Origin of the sequence: Phormidium sp. CCY1219 (genome assembly GCF_035615515.1) — a bacterium.
In the GTDB taxonomy this organism is placed as follows: Bacteria; Cyanobacteriota; Cyanobacteriia; order Cyanobacteriales; family Laspinemataceae; genus CCY1219.
In genome coordinates this window covers 1-21,444 of the sequence record NZ_JAJENT010000718.1, presented here as the reverse complement: position 1 = coordinate 21,444, position 21,444 = coordinate 1, and the positions used below count along the sequence as shown (strand labels likewise).

At 50.9% G+C, this 21,444-nt stretch carries 15 protein-coding genes; 8 read left to right on the top strand and 7 right to left on the bottom strand.

The features are described 5' to 3' along the window. Window positions 1–200 precede the first annotated feature (200 nt). The 3 genes from bchH (at window position 201) to LKK83_RS21450 (ending at window position 5,762) form a co-directional block, all read left to right on the top strand. A complete protein-coding gene (gene bchH, locus LKK83_RS21460; protein WP_324633376.1) occupies window positions 201–3,941 on the top strand; it encodes a magnesium chelatase subunit H in 3,741 nt (1,246 codons plus the stop codon). A gap of 80 nt (window positions 3,942–4,021) precedes the next feature. Beyond that, complete coding sequence (locus LKK83_RS21455) at window positions 4,022–4,744, top strand: response regulator (RefSeq protein WP_324633375.1); 723 nt, start codon at window positions 4,022–4,024, stop codon at window positions 4,742–4,744. 70 nt (window positions 4,745–4,814) lie between these two features. Next, on the top strand, window positions 4,815–5,762 hold the full coding sequence (locus LKK83_RS21450; protein ID WP_324633374.1) for an NAD(P)-dependent alcohol dehydrogenase: 948 nt from the start codon (window positions 4,815–4,817) through the stop codon (window positions 5,760–5,762). A gap of 104 nt (window positions 5,763–5,866) precedes the next feature. Here the strand turns inward: LKK83_RS21450 and LKK83_RS21445 are convergent, their stop codons facing one another. From LKK83_RS21445 to LKK83_RS21430, 4 genes are read right to left on the bottom strand one after another with little or no spacing between them, the layout of a single operon-like run. Further along, window positions 5,867–6,007, bottom strand: a complete 141-nt coding sequence (locus tag LKK83_RS21445) for a hypothetical protein (RefSeq protein ID WP_324633373.1) — start codon at window positions 6,005–6,007, stop codon at window positions 5,867–5,869. A gap of 51 nt (window positions 6,008–6,058) precedes the next feature. After that, window positions 6,059–6,397 (bottom strand): hypothetical protein, encoded by a 339-nt coding sequence (locus LKK83_RS21440; protein WP_324633372.1) that lies wholly within the window; start codon window positions 6,395–6,397, stop codon window positions 6,059–6,061. A gap of 24 nt (window positions 6,398–6,421) precedes the next feature. Continuing rightward, window positions 6,422–7,741 carry an archease gene (locus tag LKK83_RS21435; RefSeq protein ID WP_324633371.1) on the bottom strand — a complete coding sequence of 440 codons (1,320 nt, stop codon included), beginning with the start codon at window positions 7,739–7,741 and terminating at the stop codon, window positions 6,422–6,424. A gap of 3 nt (window positions 7,742–7,744) precedes the next feature. Further along, complete coding sequence (locus tag LKK83_RS21430; protein ID WP_324633370.1) at window positions 7,745–9,196, bottom strand: RtcB family protein; 1,452 nt, start codon at window positions 9,194–9,196, stop codon at window positions 7,745–7,747. Window positions 9,197–9,659: 463 nt separating this feature from the next. Between LKK83_RS21430 and LKK83_RS21425 the strand changes: the two genes are divergently transcribed. Beyond that, on the top strand, window positions 9,660–11,087 hold the full coding sequence (locus LKK83_RS21425; protein WP_324633369.1) for a glutaredoxin family protein: 1,428 nt from the start codon (window positions 9,660–9,662) through the stop codon (window positions 11,085–11,087). A 138-nt stretch (window positions 11,088–11,225) separates the two neighbouring features. Here the strand turns inward: LKK83_RS21425 and LKK83_RS21420 are convergent, their stop codons facing one another. Then, a complete protein-coding gene (locus LKK83_RS21420; RefSeq protein WP_324633368.1) occupies window positions 11,226–12,125 on the bottom strand; it encodes a phosphotransferase in 900 nt (299 codons plus the stop codon). Between the two features lie 193 nt (window positions 12,126–12,318). Between LKK83_RS21420 and msrA the strand changes: the two genes are divergently transcribed. Beyond that, complete coding sequence (msrA, locus tag LKK83_RS21415; protein ID WP_324633367.1) at window positions 12,319–12,975, top strand: peptide-methionine (S)-S-oxide reductase MsrA; 657 nt, start codon at window positions 12,319–12,321, stop codon at window positions 12,973–12,975. A 160-nt stretch (window positions 12,976–13,135) separates the two neighbouring features. Here the strand turns inward: msrA and recQ are convergent, their stop codons facing one another. Beyond that, the gene (gene recQ, locus LKK83_RS21410) at window positions 13,136–15,610 is read right to left on the bottom strand and encodes a DNA helicase RecQ (protein WP_324633377.1); all 2,475 of its coding nucleotides are present in this window, start codon (window positions 15,608–15,610) and stop codon (window positions 13,136–13,138) included. A gap of 273 nt (window positions 15,611–15,883) precedes the next feature. Between recQ and LKK83_RS21405 the strand changes: the two genes are divergently transcribed. Continuing rightward, window positions 15,884–16,129, top strand: coding sequence for a hypothetical protein (locus LKK83_RS21405; RefSeq protein ID WP_324633366.1), 246 nt, complete (start codon window positions 15,884–15,886; stop codon window positions 16,127–16,129). Between the two features lie 292 nt (window positions 16,130–16,421). On the opposite strand, the gene LKK83_RS21400 is transcribed toward LKK83_RS21405, so the two are convergent. Beyond that, complete coding sequence (locus LKK83_RS21400) at window positions 16,422–16,613, bottom strand: hypothetical protein (protein WP_324633365.1); 192 nt, start codon at window positions 16,611–16,613, stop codon at window positions 16,422–16,424. Window positions 16,614–16,940: 327 nt separating this feature from the next. Between LKK83_RS21400 and LKK83_RS21395 the strand changes: the two genes are divergently transcribed. Continuing rightward, on the top strand, window positions 16,941–18,560 hold the full coding sequence (locus LKK83_RS21395) for a serine/threonine-protein kinase (RefSeq protein WP_324633364.1): 1,620 nt from the start codon (window positions 16,941–16,943) through the stop codon (window positions 18,558–18,560). A 157-nt stretch (window positions 18,561–18,717) separates the two neighbouring features. Beyond that, entirely contained in the window at window positions 18,718–21,162 is a 2,445-nt protein-coding gene (pheT, locus tag LKK83_RS21390) for a phenylalanine--tRNA ligase subunit beta (protein WP_324633363.1), read from the top strand. The last annotated feature ends 282 nt before the right edge of the window (window positions 21,163–21,444 follow it).

Sequence of the window (21,444 nt, the reverse complement as noted above, 5' to 3'; positions counted from 1 at the left end):
TCGATGCGATCGCCCTCCTGGAAAAACCCCAAATCGATTAAGCGATGATACTCATCAATCGTAAAGCGTTTGGCAGCAATTAAACTCATGGACCTGCAAGAAAGTTGACCACAGTTTTGATTATAACAGAATTGTCCAGGGACCAAAACCCAAAATTTCTGCTACGATCGCAGCAGCAAGCTAGCAAACAAGTGGGGAATATGAAACGCATCGTTCTCATTGCTGGATTTGAATCCTTTAACGCCGACTTGTACCGGAAAGCGGCGCAGTTGGCGAGTTCTCGGTGTGGCGAGTTGGAGGTTCGCGTGTTTAGCGATCGCGACCTCACCGGGGACCCGGAAGCGGTGGAAACCGCCCTACAAGGCGCTGACGTATTTTTCGCCAGTCTCATCTTCGACTACGATCGAGTGCTGTGGTTGCGCGATCGAGTGCAAAACATTCCCATTCGTCTGGTTTTCGAGTCGGCGCTGGAATTGATGAGCCTCACAAAACTGGGCAAATTTGCCTTTGGTGAAAAACCCAAAGGAATGCCGAAACCCATTAAATTTATCCTCAGCAAATTTTCCAATACCAAAGAAGAAGATAAACTCGCCGGCTATATTAGTTTCCTGAAAACCGGACCGAAACTGCTCAAATTTGTCCCGGTAGGGAAAGTGCAAGACCTCCGCAACTGGTTAATCGTTTACGGGTACTGGAATGCCGGCGGGGCGGAAAACGTTGCCGCCATGTGTTGGACTTTAGCGGAAAAATATCTGGGATTAAAAGTAGGCGAAATTCCGCCCCCAATAGAAACCCCAAATATGGGATTACTGCATCCCGATTATCGGGGATATTTTGCCTCTGCGCGCGAGTATTTAGAATGGTATCGGCGGGAAAAAACCGCGCCAATTTTTCAGACGCGCAACGGCGCATCTTCCGCTACTCCCGTGGTGGGAATTTTACTGTATCGCAAACATGTGATTACCAAACAGCCTTATATTCCGCAACTGATTCGCCAGTTTGAAGCAGCGGGATTGATTCCATTACCGATATTTATTAATGGGGTAGAAGGTCATGTAGCGGTGCGCGACTGGATGACCACGGCATATGAAACCGGGCAGCGAGAACGCGGAAATATCGAACTTCCCTCCTTGTCGGAAGAGGCGGTAGAAGTGGATGCGATCGCCTCTACCATTGGGTTCCCCCTCGTTGGCGGGCCGGCAGGTTCGATGGAAGCAGGGCGTCAGGTGGACGTGGCGAAGCGGATTCTCACCGCCAAAAATATACCCTATATCATCGCCGCCCCCCTGCTGATTCAGGATATCCATTCTTGGACGCGCCAGGGGATTGGCGGATTGCAAAGTGTGGTTTTGTATGCCTTGCCCGAACTCGACGGCGCGATCGATACCGTACCCCTCGGCGGTTTAGTCGGCGAAGATATCTATATTATTCCCGAACGAGTCAAACGGTTAACCGGGCGGATTCAGCGCTGGATCGAACTGCGGCGCACCCCCACGCGCGATCGCAAATTAGCCGTTATTTTATACGGATTTCCCCCCGGTTATGGCGCAACCGGAACCGCCGCCTTACTCAACGTGCCCCGCAGTTTGCTCCAGTTTCTGCACGCCTTAAAAGAGCGGGGTTATACCGTAGGCGAGTTACCCGAAGAGGGGGAAGAAGCGATCCGGCGGGTGAAAGAAGCAGACGAAAATCCCACCCTGACCCAGGGTACAGATGGCGAAGGGTTCGTCACCGTCAAAACCCTGTATAAATGGTTGGGATATCTGCGCGCGCACCGTATAGAAAAACAATGGAAATCCCTCTCCGGAACGGGTCTGAAAACCTATGGCGACAACTATCATATCGGCGGAATTCAACTGGGAAATGTTTGGATTGGCGTGCAACCGCCACTGGGCATTTCTGGCGACCCGATGCGGTTGATGTTCGAACGGGATATGACCCCGCATCCGCAGTATGCTGCCTTTTACAAATGGCTGCAAAATGAATATCAACCTCACGCGATCGTTCACTTTGGAATGCACGGCACCGTGGAATGGTTGCCCGGATCGCCGTTAGGCAATACCGGCTATTCTTGGCCGGATATTCTGTTAGGTGATTTGCCCAATCTTTATCTCTATGCGGCCAATAATCCCTCGGAATCGATGTTAGCCAAGCGTCGCGGTTATGGGGTATTAATTTCCCATAACGTGCCGCCTTATGGTCGCGCCGGATTATATAAAGAACTGATTGCCCTGCGCGATTTAATCGCCGAATATCGCGAAGACCCGCAGAAAAATGCGGCACTGCGAGAGGCGATCGCCACCAAAATTGTCGATAGCGGTTTAGCCTCCGATTGTCCCTTAGAAGACGCGAAAAAACTCGGACTAGACTTTACCTCAGAAACCGCACGTATGTTTAGCCCAGAGGTGTTAAACGCCTATTTTATCAAAATTTACGACTATTTACAAGTGCTAGAACAGCGATTGTTTTCCGCTGGATTGCATACCCTTGGAGAAGCGCCCAAAGCTGAAGCTTTAAAGGCGTATCTCGATGCCTATTTCGAGGGAGACTTTCCCGCAGAAGTGGTAGATGCGATCGCCACCGATAATGGCAAAACAGTCCTCAATTCTCTGGGCGAAAGCGGCGAGGAAGTGTTGCGAATTTCCGAATTGCTGATGCAAACTTCCGATGAAATGAACAACCTTTTGCGCGGATTAAATGGCGAATACATTCCCCCCGCTCCCGGCGGTGATTTATTGCGCGATGGCCCCGGCGTATTGCCCACCGGGCGCAATATTCACGCCTTAGACCCCTATCGGATGCCCTCTCCCGGCGCATACGAGCGCGGGCGAGAAATTGCCCAAAAAATTATCGCCCAAAACTTAGCCGAAAGCGGCAAATATCCAGAAACCGTTGCGGTCATGTTGTGGGGATTGGATGCGATTAAAACGCGCGGCGAATCCTTGGGAATTGTGCTAGAATTAGTCGGCGCAAAACCGCTGAAAGAAGGCACGGGTCGCATCGTGCGCTATGAATTACAACCCTTGGCCGAAGTTGGCCATCCCCGCATCGATGTGTTGGCCAATTTATCGGGAATTTTCCGCGATAGTTTTGTCAATATTATCGAACTGCTCGACGATTTATTTCAGCGCGCAGCAGACGCCAATGAACCGGAAGCGGAGAATTTTATCCGCAAACATGTCTTAGAATTAAAAGCGCAGGGTGTGGAAAATGCTTCGGCGCGGTTATTTTCTAATCCGGCGGGGGATTTTGGGTCTTTGGTGAACGATCGCGTAGTGGATAGTAATTGGGAATCGGGGGATGAATTAGCAGAAACTTGGGAAAGTCGCAATGGGTTTAGTTTCGGACGTCAGGATAAAGGCAAAGCCCGTCCGGAGGTACTCCAACAGTTGTTAAAAACCAGCGATCGCATTGTCCAAGAAATCGACTCCGTAGAATACGGCTTAACCGACATTCAAGAATATTATGCCAATACCGGGGCGTTAAAACGAGCCGCCGAAAAACAAAGCGGCAAAAAAGTAAGCGCCAGCTTTATAGAAAGCTTTTCTAAGGATACCACACCCCGTCGATTAGAAGACCTTTTGCGCTTAGAATATCGCAGCAAATTGCTCAATCCCAAATGGGCAGAAGCAATGGCCAATCAAGGGTCGGGAGGCGCGTATGAAATCTCCCAACGGATGACCGCATTAATGGGATGGGGAGGAACCGTGGAGTTTAAAGATTCTTGGGTGTACGACCAAGCCTCGGATACCTACGCTTTAGACCCAGCAATGGCCGACAAATTGCGAAAAGCAAATCCGGAAGCCTTTCGCAATATTATCGGGCGCTTGTTGGAAGCCCAGGGAAGAGGATTTTGGACTCCCGATGAAGAGAAGTTAGAAAAACTGCGCGCCTTGTACGATCGCGCCGATGAAGAAATCGAAGGCGTGACAGTTTCATAGGTAAAATGACAGTTGGGGGTGAAGTGATTTCGCCCCCAGATTTCTTCCAGTTTCACTCAGTTTAAACCGGGGTGTCAAATATGACCGATGAGCAGTTAACCCAGACAATCGAAGCGATCGCTATATTGCTGCAAGCCATCGGCTGGCCTTTAGTCGCCGTTTTTGTCGTAGTCTATTTTGGCGATTCGATTAAAAGAATAATGAAAAACGTCAGCGAATTTACCTTAAAAGCCGGACCGACAGGGGTGGAAGCTACGGTGAAAAGAAAAATCGAAGCGGCGGCTTTTTTAGGGGCAGCATCGGCGCAAAAAAAACTCCCTCTTCCGGACTTTCCACCGCCCACGGAGGTAGAAGACGAAGCCCACGACATTGCCGAAACTATCGATCGCGCCTCTCATCCGCAAATCACCGAACAATTAGTCACCAAACGAGTGCTGTGGGTAGACGATCGCCTAGAAGAAAATTTCTATGAAAAAAAATGCTTTGAATCCTTGGGCATTCAATTTAGTTTTTGTCGCGATACGGAAGAGGCGATCGAAAAACTTAAATTCCATCAATATCACGCCATTATCTCCGATTTAGAGCGTCCTCCCGACGAAACAGCCGGTTATACCTTGCTACAACGGATGCGCCAAGCGGGCTTTTACATGCCTTATATCATTTACGATCGCGCCATTCTTGCCCAGCATAAAAGCGAAGCGCGCCAACTCGGGGCCAATGGCACCACAAAAGACCCCCACGAACTTTTTGAACTGGTGCTTTTCTGTCTGCTTGGGAATATATTTGTCTCGCGATCGCCATAAAGCACCTATCGGCGATCGCTCTCAAATCTGTTAAAACTAAAAACCAGACCACCCAGGAGGAATAAACCGAATGAAAGCAATGGTTATCCATCAATATGGTTCCCCGGAGGTACTGCAGTACGCAGACATGCCCCAACCCGCCATCAACCCTGACCAATTATTGGTAAAAATTCGGGCCAGTAGCGTCAATCCCGTGGATTGGAAAATCCGCAAAGGAATGCTCAAATTTCTCACCAGAAACAAGTTTCCGATGGTGTTGGGATTTGACCTGTGCGGAGAAGTGCGAGAAGTGGGCGAAAATGTCACGCAATTTCAACAAGGCGATACAATCTACGCCCAACTCAATGGCGCGATCGGGGGGGCTTATGCCGAATATGCCGCAGTTCCCGAAAACCTCGCCTGTTACAAACCGCACAACATGACCGACGAAGAAGCCGCAACGGTTCCCCTAGCGGGATTAACAGCCCTGCAAGGCTTACGCGACTGCGGGGGCATCCAACCCGGATACAAAGTGCTAATTAACGGCGCTTCCGGCGGTGTTGGCACCTTTGCGGTGCAACTAGCAAAGGTAATGGAAGCGGAAGTAACCGGGGTCTGTAGCACTGCAAATCTGGAATTGGTGCGCGCGTTAGGCGCTGACCGGGTTATCGACTATACCCAGCAAGATTTTACCCAAGAAAATGTCCGCTACGATATTATTTTCGATGTGGTGGCCAATCAATCGTTTTTAAACTGTAAAAATCGATTAGAATCCTCGGGCGTTTATGTCACCACTTTACCGACGCCGGGGAATCTATTTCAAACTGCGTTGACCTCTATTTTTCCAGGTAAATCGGCTAAATTTATCCTCGTGAAACCCAACGGTCAGGATTTAGCTTATCTCAAACAACTGATTGAATCAGAGCGCGTAAAAACCACGATCGCCGCTACTTATCCCCTGAATGAAATACCCGCCGCCCACGCCCGCAGCGAAACCGGTCACGTGACGGGAAAAATCGCGATCGCCGTGGCGCAATAAGCAGACAAATTGCCGATAACTGCACGATAAAATTCCCCTCGTCCCGTCAGCGGGAGGAGGGGAAATGCGGGGTATTCAAGGGTGTAGATAATAAAAACGATGAACTACTTAATGTATTGCAGAATGCGACTGAGAATGTCTGAATAGGGAGTTTCGATAATTTCCTTCGCCGCCGGTTTGGGATTTTCAAACAAAGCGGTTCTCTGGGTCGGGTTAACTTTGCTCAGGTAAATACTGGTTTTCATGGGTTTGGCGCTGAACTCTATAGTTTTAGTTTAGGAAGTCGAATATCTTCGTTAGTGACTCGGTTGTGCCACTATGTCAACTGGATCGGGATTGTCCCAGATATCGTGGGTTGCCTTCTTATTCTTATTGTTCCCTTCTTTTAGAAAAAACGCTGTGATATCCGCCTCATTTAAGCTGCGATCGCGCTGTCGATTTGTAGTGATTTGCGGAGGAATCCTCTGTGACGCAGGTTGTCCGATGTTGCGATCGCCGTCACATCCCGCCAAAAAAGCCCCCAGGGCGTCGGTGTCCTTTGAGAGAAGCCCGACCCACCCACAAGGGGTCAGAAACCGGGTTTCTGTGGCGAATTGCTTGCCGATCGCGAAAGATTTGCAACCCCGAGACCCCACGCCCGAGACCCGCGACCCCTGCGACTAAATATCCAAAATCGCAATTGCCATCCAACCGGTATCGGTTTTTTTCACTTCAAATTGGTGTAACGTTACCGCCTTCACATCCACGCGCTGTTCGTGGCGATCGCGGTCCAGGGTTTCGCCAGCAGTCACCGCCTGCAGATGATAGCCTCCCGCATTTTCTTCAATTTTCACCTGTTGCGGTCGCAACAACAATTGCTCGCTATCCTTATAATAAATCAGCTCTTGCAGAAAATTAAACAGCAACATATCCAGCGCCTCATTCTCCAGGGAAAAACTCCGGGTCTCCTGCGGTGAAATCGCCTGCAAATTTTCGATCATCGCGTTCATTGTGGCATTCCATGCAGATTTAAACAGGGACTCTAAATCCTCGCCCACGGCGCGAAAGGCGATATCCGCCGTGGCCATTTCTTCTAAAAATTCGTAGGACATAGACGATTGCTCGCAAGCGGTTAAACGGTGGATAATTTCAGTTTGGCGATCGCGCAGTTGTTTGCCAATAAATACCAATTGCGTCCCTTGCGGACTAAATGGCTCCAGTTCCCAGCGTCCCGCCACGAAATTAAACAAAAAAGTGCCCTCGGGAAACTGGATAAACCCTTTGGCGCGATACACCTCCCTATCCAAGCGATCGGCAAATTCTGCAAAACATTGGCGATTAAAAACCGCTTCGCCACGGTAACTAAACGAATCGAATTCCGGTTGATGAACGTGATGGGGCGGCGGTTGAATGCGATTGCGATCGATGCCAAACAGCAAATTCGGATCCACCTGACAGCGTTCCGTGGGGATGATAGGTGCCACATCGTTAATTTCCTGTAGTTTGGCTTCCAGTTCCCGGCGCTGCGGTTCGGTCACCAAATCCACCTTATTTAACAATATCAAATCCGCCCCTTCGATTTGCATTCGGGTGGTGTGACCGATTTGCGGATATTTCACCAATCCATCAGCATCGATCGCACTCACCACCCCATCGAGACGCACGGAAGTCAGCTCTTCTTGGATATCAAAAACCAACGCATCCGGTTCGGCGACCCCGGTGGTTTCCAGCACGATCGCATCCGGTTTGATGGTCTCGATAATTTCATTTACCGCCGCTTCAAATTCCCCCGCCAGGGAACAACAAACGCAACCGCCACCGAGTTCGGTCATGCGGATATTTTTTCCTTCAATAATTTGACTGTCGATCGCGATTTCTCCGAATTCATTCATCAAAATCGCTATTTTTCCCGAAACCGAATCTAAAATATGACGCAGCAGGGTAGTTTTTCCGCTGCCCAACGGACCGGTAATCACCGTAATTGGCGTGCGAACTTCCATGATTTACCCCTTCACATTTCCAATCGGAATCAAGCGCACCACTCCCTTGCTCAATCCTGCTTTTTCGGTGGCTTCTACCACCGCATCTACATCTTTATAAGCTCCGCCGGCTTCTTCTGCTAAACCGCGCCAAGAGGTGGTGCGGACGTAAATGCCTTTGGCTTGCATTTCTTTTTGCAATTGTTCCCCCCGCCAGCGTTTGCGCGCCTTGGTGCGACTCATGGTGCGACCGCTTCCATGCGCGGTACTGAAAAAGGTTTGCGCCCCGGTAGAAAGTCCGGCTAATAAATAGGATCCGGTCTCCATACTTCCCCCGAGAATCACCGGTTGTCCCAGGTTTTTGTAGGCGTCCGGAATGCCTTCCATCCCCGGACCAAAGGCACGGGTAGAACCTTTGCGATGGACGAGCAGGTTGCGCTCTTCTCCATCTACCACATGACGCTCTAATTTGGCCGTGTTATGGGAAACATCGTACACTTGATGCATTCCCAAGTCTTGCGGCGATCGCCCAAATACTTCGGAAAATACTTCCCGAATCCGGTGCAAAATTACCTGTCGATTGGCAAAGGACATATTTAAGCCGCATTTCATCGCGGAAAAATAATCTTGTCCCTCCGGGGAAGTAAACGGGGCACAAGCCAATTCGCGATCGCGAATTTTAATCCCGTACTTGCTTTCCATGACTTTGAGAAATACCTGCAAATAATCGGTTGCCACTTGATGGCCAAATCCGCGACTTCCGCAGTGAAACATAATCACCACTTGGTTGGGAATGGTAATCCCAAATCCTTCGGCTAATTCTTTGTCAAATATGTTTTCCGGGCGGGCAACTTGTACTTCTAAATAGTGATTCCCCGACCCGAGAGTGCCGATTTGATTGAACCCGCGATCGATAGCTTTATCGCTAATTTTTGCCGCATCCGCTCCTTCAATGCACCCCCGTTCTTCGGTCATTTCTAAATCTTCTTCCCAACCGTATCCATTGCGAACGCACCACTGCGCCCCTTTCTCCACTACGGTGCGAAATTCATCCCGGGAGATTTTTACAAATCCTTTGCTTCCCACCCCGGCGGGTACCCGTTCGTAGAGTTTGTCCACGATTTGCTCGATGTAGGGTTTCACCTCTTTTTCTGTTAGGTTCGTCACCACTAAGCGCATTCCGCAGTTGATATCAAATCCGATTCCTCCCGGAGAAATGACCCCGCCGCGATCGATATCCATCGCCGCCACGCCGCCAATCGGAAAACCATAGCCAAAGTGCCCGTCAGGCATACAAAAGGCATACTTCGCCAGTCCCGGAAGTGTGGCAACATTGGTGACTTGATCGCTCACCGCCTCGTCCATCTCTTGGATGATTTGTTCCGTGCCGTAAATTCGCGCCGGAACCTGCATCCCTTGCTTGTAGGAGACGGGAATTTCCCATATCGTATCTGAAATGCGTTTGATATGTTTCATTGTCCCAGTTGAGGAATGATTTGCTTCTCTCATTTAAGCAAGCATAGATGAAAATCGCCTGCATCGGTAAAAAGAAAGATGTTCTCCCCAAGTTTTGAATTCTCTCCCCACCCCTCCCCGGTGTTGCAGATGAGAATTTTTTCGCCACCAGATTGCGAAGGGTTGCAAATTGTAAATTTTTACAAAAAAAGCAGACATTGACAAGGAATTTTCGTTAGAATGATTCTCAAAATCACCGATAACTTGTGGCCAGGGTTCTGGAGAGCGCGATCGCCGCCACAGAAGGAATAGGACTGCGGGCGATCTGTCTCGGGGGGAAATTTGGCGCGCAAATTCAATGGAAAATCCTGCCATCGGGGAAGGTTTTCGGTGGGCGAAACACACCACTGCCATTTTCCTTCAACTACATTACCTTGGAGGAGGAAAGAACTTGCGCCTTAACTCCGAGAAAAGGAGAACAAAGATGATGAAAAAAAGCTTTCACGTTATTTTAGCGATCGCGATCGCCTGTTTGGTATTGTTGTTGGGTTTACCTTCAGGCGCAACCCCAGACAGTCCGGGGTTGGATGTGTATTTCTTCCACAGCAAAACTTGCCCGCACTGCGCCAAACAAAAACCGCTGATGAACTACATCGACGAACATAACGAAGCCGTTCGGTTGCACTCCTTTGAAGTCAGCGAGTCACCGGATCAATGGGAAGAATTCCTCGCCGAACGTCAAATTAATTCCGGCGCAGTCCCGCGCACCTTTATCGGCGAGAAAAGTTTCATCGGCTACGCGGAAGAAAATGGCCCATTAGAATACAATTCCGTTTATCGGGGTTATATCGGATACCGCAATCAAATCGTTCGCGCGATTGAAGAAGAACTGGGCGAATCTATCCAACTTCCCGAAGACGAAAATCGCGCCGAAAATGTTTCCAAATCCGGAGGAGTTTCCGACAAAGCACAGCCCGGAAAAGCCGGCTGGAAATTTTTAGGAATTCCCCTTTTATATCTGGCCACATATCCGGCGATGAAATATCAGCAGCAAAAGCGCAACAATCCTCAAATTGCTAGATATTGGATCGGCGGATTGATGGCCACCGGGTTGGTGAGTTTTTTCGGTTTTATTGCCGTTACTCCAGAGACCGCGATTCAACAGTTTGCCCGCTCGCTGCCTTTTCCCTTGTTCGTTTCGGCAATTGCGATCGCCGATGGCTTTAACCCCTGTGCCTTTACGGTTCTGATTATTCTGCTGTCTTTGCTGACTCATACCAAACGCCGCCAGGACATGACCTTAATTGGCTCGACTTTTATCATCACTTCGGCGGTCATGTACTTTCTCTTTATTATGATGATGACCCTGATTGGGTCGGTGGTTATCGCCCGCTACGAGCAGATATTTTTCTGGATTTTGGGAGCCATTTTAATCGGAGTAGGAGCGATTAATATTAAAGACTATTTCACCTTTAATTCTAAGTTCTCCCTCTCCCTGTCCCAGGAGCAAAAGGTGGCGGTGACGAAGAGAGCCGGCACTATCGTCAGAAACCTGCAAACCGCCCGGTCTAAACGAATGTTTTTTGCCGCATTAGGGGCAACGGTTGTTCTGGCCATTTTCGTGAATCTCATCGAACTGGGTTGCACCGCCATTCTGCCCACGGTTTACCTGACCAGTTTGGTGAAATACTGTGGGGAGAATGCTTGGCTGTGTTATGGATTTTGGACGGCGTTGTATGCGATAATTTACATTATCCCGCTTTGGGCCATTTTGTTTAACTTTATTTACTCGTTTAAGTCTACTAGACTGACGGAAAATCAAGGCAGAATTCTGAAGCTGACGGCGGGAACGTTAATGCTTTTCTTTGGCGGAATTATGTTGGTGAAGCCGGAATTTTTAAATTTTGGGTAGAAGAAAGGCGGGGACTAAAAGTCCCCGCCTCATCGCTGAAGTCGTCTAAAGACGACTGAAAAAATTTGCTTTTTACCACAATTTTAGTCGGGGGGTATGGCCCACTCGGAGGAAATTCGCCTGTCAAATTAGACCCGGTTAAAACAATTGCCAATCGTAAGATTTCAAACGCTTTAACTGCTGAAGGCGATAGTTAAAATAACTGTCGTCCAAACGGCTATAATCGTAAACCCGGGCATGATGAAGATTAATGGCCCAGTGCCAAATGTGAGCGGTTTGGGTGAGGGGTTGTAAAGCGGCGAGTTCTGTATCCGTGAGGGGGGCGAGGGTTTGATATCCATTGAGAAACGCTTCGCGCACCTTTCTGCTTAACCCGGTAGCGAGGGAGACTTGCCAAAACTTGGCAATATCAAAGATGCGCCAACCATAACCGCATTGGTCGAAATCGAATAAAGTCAATTCGCCGGTGTGGGTGAAATGAGCGTTACCGCTATGGGGATCGCCCCAACAGATACCCCAATAGGGCGGTTCTGTGGGAAAATCGTAGAGCTGAGATTTGATTTGACCGATCGCCTCGTGCAAAAACTTCAAATCCGGAGGTCGGTGGGTCAAAAAAGGGGCGATCGCTGCAAAAGAGTCGTCCAGCAAATACTCTAACGTCAGCGGTGGGCGATGAGACTCGCAGCGAAACGCTTGCGCCGCTTGATGGATCTGCGCCACCGTTGTTCCCAGCAGGTGACTTTGAGTGACATTCAAATCCCCCACCGCCACAGTTCCCGGGGCGTAGGGAAACAGGGCCGCATACCGCCACCCCTCCGGCGCAGGAATGTCCACCGACAATAACCCCTCGTTAGTTCGCAGGGGATAAGCGACGCTTAACTGACGCTGGTGCAAAAAATCCAGCAATTCCAGTTCGAAGTTAATTTGCGACTTCGATCGCCAGTGGTGATGAGACACTCGTAAAATGTATGGGTGTCGTTCGGTTTCCACCAGATACACATCGCTGAGTCCCCGATGCCAAAATTGGCACCGGGTCACTGAAGCAATTTCATACTGGGGTAGGACTTGCGACACCAACGCCGAACTAGCAAGGGTTGAGTAAACAACTGGAAACTGCTCATGGATCATAATTTCCCCATCCGAGAGATTGAAACCGCGATCGCAACCCAATAAAGATTACATAAGATGAAGAAAGATTAAGATTGTCGTTCACAACACGGAGTTAACCTTAATGGTACTATTTGGATTTGGCAAAAAGCTCTCCTTGCCCAAACCCGAGGACGCCTTACCCGGAAGGGCAGAACCCATGCCCGTTCCCGCCCATCATTACGTCAACGGGCATCCCCTGAAACCCCCCTATCCCGACGGGATGGAAATGGCAATATTTGGCATGGGGTGCTTCTGGGGCGCAGAACGCAAATTCTGGCAGGAAAACGGCGTTTTCGTCACTGCAGTGGGTTACGCCGCCGGATACACCCCCAATCCCACCTATCAAGAAGTCTGCACCGGGATGACCGGTCACAATGAAGTGGTTCGCGTGGTGTATGACCCGAAGGTTATCAGTTACGAACAATTGCTGAAACTCTTCTGGGAAAACCACAACCCCACCCAAGGAATGCGCCAAGGGAATGACACCGGCACCCAATATCGGTCCGGGATTTACACCTATTCCGACGCCCAAAAAGAATTGGCGATCGCCTCGAAAAATGCCTACCAAGAGGCCCTCAGCGCCGCCGGCTACGGGGAAATTACCACGGAAATTCTCGACGCGCCGGAATTCTACTACGCGGAAGGCTACCATCAGCAGTATCTCGCCAAAAACCCAGGCGGCTACTGTGGTTTGGGGGGCACGAATGTTTCTTGTCCCACCACGCCGCTCAAGGCTTGACAATTTGATTGACTTGTGGTAATAATCTCATCCCTAGGCGAAAGCCTGGGGATGCACCCCCACCTCTTCCACTGCGAAAGCGCCCCCATGCGATTTGGCATCAGTTCCCCTGATTGACTCGGGGGCGTCACCCAGGCGACGGTTGCTTTGGTTTGAGCGCTTAAAAGTCCAATTCTTCCACTTCCCGTCGCCAGAGTCCCCGCACCAGATTAATTTCATCGAAACTGTAGCTTTCGCCGAGATACTCGCGCAGGGGAGTCAATTTGCGATCGCCGATAACTTGCAGGGCTTTCCAGATTTGCCCCTGACGTTCCGGTGAAACCAGGCGATCGAGATCCACCGGTTGGTTCATTTCAATCAGTTCGGAAAGGTGACGGATAATCGTTCTGGGGCGAATGTTGCGAGTTTCGGCAATTTCCGCCACGCTCATCCCTTGCTGATGTAATTCCAGGGTTTGTAATTGGGTGTAGGAAGGTTCGGTGCGAATATCGGCATCGGGTGGTGCGATCGCGGCGGATAAATCGTTGGCTTGACAAAAGGCTTGAATTTCTGCCAGAAAGAGATCGCCATAGTCGGCCAATTTTTGCTTCCCAACCCCAGATATTTGACTCAATTGTGCTAACGTTTGCGGACGCTGTTGCGCCATCTGCCTTAAGGTAGAATTGGGAAATACCAGAAAAGCGGCAATGGCACGTTCGTCGGCAATTTCGCGGCGCAGGATTCGCAATTGCTCGAACAGTGCCTCTACCGGTTCGGAATCCTCGGTTTGTGCTTCCCTGGCGTCTGGCGATCGCGACCATCCTTGTTGCTCGCAATAGGATTGAATCGCTTCCACAAAACGATCGCCGTATTGCTCCACTTTATAATCCACCACCCCGGATATTTCGCTAAATTCGGAGAGGGTTTGCGGGCGCTGATGTGCCATTAATTTCAAGGTGGAATCTTGAAAAATCATATAAGGGGCGACGGATTGCTCGTCGGCAATTTCCTTGCGAAGTTTTCGCAACATCATTAACAGCATTTCCACTTCCGCCATTTTGCTCGCCCGTTGGTCCATGCTGAGAGTGGATTCTTTTCGCCGTACTGCAATCTGAACCGATCGCTGTTTTCGCATCACCTCCCAGCTTGCGGAATTGAGCTTGAGTACGGAAAATCCATCCGTGGTTTCGGCGAGCAATCCTTGGTGAATCAGCGATCGGCCCAGCATTTTCCACTCATCTTTCGTTTTATCCGTGCCGATGCCATAAGTGGAGAGGCGATCGTGTCCGTAGCGCAACACTTTTTGACTTTTCGACCCGCGCAGCACGTCGATAATATAATTCATCCCAAACCGTTCTTTACACCGCGCCACGCAAGAGAGAAACTTCATCGCCTCAATAGTCCAATCTTCCGTAGGTTGGGGATTTTTGCAATTGTCGCAATTGGCACAATTTCCCGCAAATCGTTCCCCAAAATACCCCAATTGAATCGTCCGGCGACAGTCGGTTCCTTCGGCATAATTCACCATTTGGCGCAACTGCTGACGAGCAATCCGCTGTTCGGCAGGGTCGGCTTTTTTGTCGATAATATATTCGATAGTTTTTAAATCACCATAGCTAAAAAATAAGGTACACTGCGCCGGTTCTCCGTCTCGTCCCGCCCGTCCGGATTCTTGATAGTAACTTTCGATGTTGCGGGGTAAATTGTAATGAACCACAAAGCGCACGTCGGGTTTGTTAATCCCCATGCCAAAGGCAATCGTCGCCACGATAATCGGCACGTCATCGCGGATAAATCGGGTTTGATTCACACTGCGTTCTTCGTCGCTCATCCCGGCATGATAGGGGAGGGCGTCGATGCCATCGCGCTGCAGTCGAAAGGCGAGTTCATCCACTTGACGACGCGAGAGACAGTAGATGATTCCGGAACCGTTACTTTGGCGAATTAACCGGAGCAGTTTGGGATAGGATCCTCGGTCTTTGGGCAGCACGTCATAGTAAAGATTGGGACGATTGAAGCTAGCGATATGGACTTTGGCGTCTTTGAGAGCCAGTTGTTCGATAATGTCTTGACGAACCCGCTGAGTGGCGGTGGCGGTGAGGGCCATCATCGGCACATCGGGGCAGCGGTGGCGCAGCAGTTGCAGTTGACGATATTCCGGGCGAAAGTCGTGACCCCACTCCGAGACGCAGTGGGCCTCGTCGATCGCGAATGCATTGATGCCGACTTGGTAGTACAAAATCTGGAGGAGTGGCTCAAAGCGGGGACTCAGCAAGCGTTCTGGGGCGACGTAGAGCAGTTTGATTTTGCCTTGGACGATCGCTTGTTCGCGCTTACGCATCTCTTGCAACGAAAGGGTGCTATTGAGAAAGGTGGCCCCGATGCCATTATTTCGCAGGGCTTCTACTTGGTCTTGCATCAACGCGATCAGGGGCGATACCACCACCGTCACCCCGGGTTTGAGCAGGGCGGGAAGCTGAAAGCACAGGGACTTGCCGCCCCCGGTGGGCATGACAATCAATAAATCCTGCTGTTTGAGGGCTGAGGCAATAATCTCGCGCTGCCCCGGGCGAAAGCTGTCATAGCCAAAAAAATGCTTCAGGGCGCGATCGAGGTTGGGGGGTTTGGTGGCCGGTTCGGGGCTGATGCCTGACATCGCTTGCGGTTCGTCGTGGACTTCTTCACTATTGTAGAGGTTTGGATGCATCCATATCGGCACCTCAAACCACACGGTTGAAATTCTCTACAACAGGAGCAAATCTATTTTATCCGGTCACAGGTTTTTGAATCTAGAAGGTTTAAACGAATCTGGAGACTGAGAACCATTCTGAGGGGAATTGCCAGTCTCTTTTGTTATTTAAGTGATGTGAGGAGCGAGATGGGAACGCCTTTATTGAGGCATCCAACCACCAGGCATCGGTGGAACCGCATGAGGTTAATTCACTCCCGTGCAACCGAGGTTGTTGCCCCCGCCGTGGGCAAACCCTCCTCGGGCAATGCCCCGGTGGTGGAGTTACCGAGTGCCAATTCTGTGGCGATCGCGCCGAAAACCTTTGTCTGTCCCCTAACCGGCGAACGATGGGTGGACTCGGCTTGCGCGAAATCCAACAAAAAACTCGATGATAGTTGCGCTTGGTGTCCGGGCGCGAAGTTGGCCCGGGCAAGAACTAACTGACCCCAGAACCGCATTTTCTAACCCTAACCATGCCGATATTCATCTCCTGCATCGGGTTCGGGTTTAAGTGAGCTATTCTTCCTTTTTAATTCCCTTAGAGGTAAAATACCGTAGGGTGGGCATTGCCCACCCTACAATTTCCCTACAATTTCCCTACAATTTCCCTACAATTTCCCTACAATTTCGCGCTTAAGTGAAAAAAGAGGAGGGGTGATAACTTAAGTGAACTCAATCCGAGGCTGAGGAATTCCCACGCCACATTGAGGGAATTGCCTAAGCTACACTGATAGCGTCATGGTGAAAGGGGGGTTCTCGGATGATGGGGATAGAGGCGGCACATGGGAATCCAATTGCCCGCCAGAACATCACCCGCGCCGTATCTCACCCAGGTAAGATAGGCGTTAACTTCCGATTCTTCGCAAGGGGAAAATCCGGCAAATTCCCCAGTGACGCCGGCAAAACCGAACAGAACTTTTTCGGACATCGGAAGAACTGCAACAGATGACCGGAGGTGTTTATAGACTTGTAAATTGGGGAATCCTGATCTTAGAGGAAACGAAAGCCGCGATCGCGATCGTGTGATGCGGCATTTACCAACTCTTTAAACAAAACCGGGCAATTTTGACAATACTTTCAAAAAAAGACCCGCATCCGAATTGAAAAATCCTCTGGAAATTATCTAAGGTAGAGATAACTCAATTCTGCCGGAATTGTTATCCTGTAAGCAAAAAGAGGTGTAGCATCTACAACCATAAAGTAAACATCGCTCTTTTACGGCGAAAACATTACATTATTATTCAGGTGAAGTTTAATGAGCTACTGCGTCAATCCCGCCTGTTCTCATCCCGAAAATCCCGACCGCGCTGTCAGGTGTCAAACCTGTGGCTCAAAGTTACTGTTGCGCGATCGCTATCGCCCGCTCAAAGCTTTGGGTCAAGGAGGGTTTGGTGCGACCTTCGTAGCTGTAGACGAGCCTTTACCGGGAAAACCCATCTGCGTCATCAAGCAACTGCGTCCCGCCTCCACCGCCCCGCACGTGCTTGAAATGGCGCGGCAACTATTCGCGCGCGAAGCCAAAACCCTGGGCAAAATCGGCAACCATCCGCAAGTGCCCAGATTGCTCGATTACTTTGAAGGCGATCGGCAATTTTATTTAGTACAAGAATATATCAGCGGCCAAACCTTAAAACAACAAGTCAAGCGCAATGGTCCATTCACCGAATATGCCGTCAAGCAATTTCTCTATGCCATTTTGCCCTTGGTGAAATACCTGCATGAAAATGAAGTGATTCACCGGGACATCAAGCCCGCCAACATCATTTGCCGAGACGTAGACGACAAACTGGTATTGATTGACTTTGGCGCAGTCAAAGATCGCGTCAGCCAAACCGCCATTGTCAATCCCCAATCCACCGGCGAAACCGCCTTTACCTCCTTCGCCATTGGTACCCCCGGCTTTGCCCCCCAAGAACAGATGGCCCTGCGACCGGTTTATGCCAGCGACATTTACGCCATTGGAGCCACTTGCCTTTATCTCCTCACCGGGCGATCGCCCAAACGCATGGGCTACGACCCCATGACCTCCGAAATCCTGTGGCGTCAGCACCTCTGCTACATCAGCGACAGTTTTGCCGAAGTGCTCGGGAAAATGCTCGCCGCTTCCGTGCGCGATCGCTACCAATCCGCCGAAGAGGTCCTGCGCGCCCTCGACGTAGAAGAACATCGCGACAGTCTCGCCCAAGGAATGGTCTCCCAAAGCAAAACCAGGGAAGCGCCAACCGAAGAAGAAACCCAATTAGGAAACACCAATACCGCCTGGTTGCCCCCCGCCGTGCGCGAAGCCCAACTGATTCGCGCCCGCAAAGCCAACAAAAAACAAAAAGCCACCCAACTGAAAAACTCCCGCGACATGACCGAAGGCTTGAGCGCCGCCCCCACTTCCGCCACCCGATTTCGCACCCAAACCCTCGCCGGTGGCGGTTCGGCGGCGGGCAGTGGAGAAACCTTAGATGCCAATGGGGTGCGACTCGCCTATGGCAAAGGCAGAAAAGACTTTGCCGACTGCGATTTAGTCGGCTTAAACTTGGCCAAAGCCCATTTAGCCGGAGCCAACTTTTACGACGCCACCCTCGATGACATCAACCTGCAAGGCTCCAATCTCTTTAACGCCAACTTCGGTCGCGCCAGCTTAGTGCGCGCCAACCTGCGCGATGCCAACTTGAGCAAAGTCTATTTCGTCAATGCCAATTTAGAGCGCGCCGATTTGCGCGGCGCAGATCTGCGCTTAGCCTCCCTCTCCCAAGCCAATCTCCGGGGAGCCAATCTGTGCGGCGCAAATCTAACCGGCGCGAAAGTCAGCGATCGCCAGCTCGCAATGGCCCGCACCAACTGGCTTACCGTCAAACCCAACGGCAAACGCGGCCTCTTTTAAGCTCGCCGTGGCGCGCCCCCAACCCCGCCATTTCCGCCAAACGCCATTGCGGCGGTTCCCCAATCTCCACCAGAAGAATTCCCATCGCGCCCAACAGCAAGTAAAATAAGTTAGGCTGACTTATTTTTGCTGACTTATTTTTTAGGCGTCCACATCAATGCGGATTTCTCTCAACTGGTTGCGGGAACTGGTAGACATCACCATGTCCCCAGAAGAGTTAGCTCATACGCTGACGATGGCAGGATTTGAAGTCGAAGACATCGAAGACCGGCGGACATGGGCTGATGGCGTCGTGGTGGGACTTGCGATCGAACGCGAACCACACCCCAACGCCGATAAATTGAGCGTTTGCAAAGTCGATGTGGGCCGAGACAAGCCCCTAAACATCGTCTGTGGCGCTCCCAATGCAAGATCGAATATGTACGTGCCAGTAGCCACAACAGGCACCTATCTCGCCGCGATCGATTTGAAAATCAAAAAAACCAAATTGCGCGGCGTTCCCTCTGAAGGTATGATTTGCTCCCTCGCCGAATTGGGTTTGGAAAAAGACTCCGAGGGCATTTATATTTTTGACCCCGAGAAAGTCGAAATCGGCGCAGACGTTCGCCCCTTGTTGGGTCTCGATGACGTCATTTTGGACTTGACCTCTACGGCAAATCGAGCCGATGCCTTGAGTATGGTGGGGGTGGCGCGAGAAGTGGCGGCGCTGACGGGCGCACCCTTGCGCTTGCCCGCCACCGATCCGGTGTCGGTGCAAGCCGGTGGCAAAGGTCTGGCGTTAAACCTGCAAGAGCCAAAAGCTTGTCCCGGGTATATCGCCACCGAAATCCAAGGGGTGACGATCGCCCCTTCCCCCCAGTGGTTGCAGCAGCGCCTGGAAGCTGCCGGCGTCCGCCCGATTAATAATGTGGTGGATATTACCAACTACATTTTACTCGAATGGGGACAACCCCTGCACGCTTTCGATCGCGATCGCTTACAATCACTCGCCGGTGGCGAATCGTTAACCATTGGCGTTCGTTTCGCTGAAGCTGCAGAACGGTTCAAAACCTTAGACGGTCAAAATCGCACCCTGCAACCGCAAAATCTGCTGATAACCGCCAACAATAAACCAGTGGCGATCGGCGGGGTGATGGGTGGCGAAGAAACCGAAGTCCACGACAATACCCAAAATTTGATTTTAGAAGCGGCCCTGTTCGATCCGCCAGCAATTCGGCGATCGGCCCGGGCGCAAGGGTTACGTACCGAGTCCTCGGCGCGTTACGAACGTGGCGTCAACTATGCGGGGTTAGAAACCGCCTGTCAGCGCGCGATCGCCCTGATTTGCGAATTGGCCGGCGGCGTACCGGTGTTTCAAGAGTTCGCCGATCGCCGCCCGGAAGAATTGCGCCCCGGCGGTACGGTGCATACCATCGCCCTGCGTCGCGATCGGGTCAACCGCGTGCTCGGTCCGGTGAAAGAGGGCACCGGTGAATTGCTTCGATCCGATATCGAACGCATCCTGACGGCGTTGGGATGTGACGTAACCGCGATCGACCCAGGGGAACGCTGGGATGTGAAAGTGCCCCCCTATCGCGCCCGCGACTTGGAACGGGAAATCGATTTAATCGAAGAAATCGCCCGTCTCTACGGTTACGATCGCTTCTGCGAAACCCTCCCCACTCAAAGTGCTGCCGGCGAACTCTCCCCGGAAGTGTCCGCACAACGGCAACTGCGAAACGCCTTGCGAGGTGCCGGGTTGACCGAATTGATGCACTATTCCTTGCTCAAGGCAGAACATGAGTCTCAAATCGCTCTTTCTAATCCGCTATTTACGGAATATTCTGCCCTGCGAACCGAAATGCTCTCGGGCATGGTGGATGCGTTTGCGTTTAATTTAGAACAGGGCAATGGCGCGCTCAATGGGTTTGAAATCGGTCGCGTGTTCTGGAAGGATTCCGCAGGATTGCAGGAAAAAGAAGCGATCGCCGGCATTATCGGCGGCGACCCCACACGCGGACGCTGGATCCGCAGCGGACGGGAACAACCGATAACCTGGTACGAAGCAAAAGGTATCCTGCAAAATGCCTTCGAACGGTTGCGCCTCACGGTGGAATATACCCCAGCCAAAGATATCTTCCCGGAGATGTTACATCCGGGACGTACCGCCTCTCTCTGGTTCCAAGACCGACAAATCGGCGTTTTCGGACAGCTTCATCCGCAACTGCGCCAAAAACGGGAATTGCCCGATGCGGTGTATGTGTTCCAAATGGATTTAACACCCCTGGTTCAAGGATTGGGGCAAGCAACGCGCGATCGCACCTTCCACTCCTATTCTACTTATCCGGCATCCGATCGCGATTTGGCGTTCTTCGCCCCCATCGAGGTTCCGGTTGCTGACTTGGAAAAAGTGATGATTAAAGCCGGCGGTGCTATATTAGAATCGGTGGAATTGTTCGATGAATATCGCGGGCAAAATGTGCCGGAAGGTCAGCGCAGTTTAGCGTTCCGACTGGTCTATCGCGAAGCCGATCGCACCCTCAAGGACAAGGATGTAGACCCGGTGCATCAAAAAGTCCGCGATGCCTTGGTCAAAAAATTCCAGGTGAATTTGAGAAGTTAAATCCACCTTGGAGGTATCGGATAGGCATTTAAAGGCGGGGACTTTGAGTCCCCGCCTTATAGCTGAAATCTTCTAAAGACGACTGATATGATGTGCGGAGGAATGTTGCAAAAAGAATGAGTCCGCATAGGCGGACTTGGATTGCCAAGACGCGATTTCAATCGCTTACCGATATGATGTGCGGAGGAATGTTGCAAAAAGAATTAGTCCGCATAGGCGGACTTGGATTGCCAAGGCGCGATTTCAATCGCTTACCGATATGATGTGCGGAGGAATGTTGCA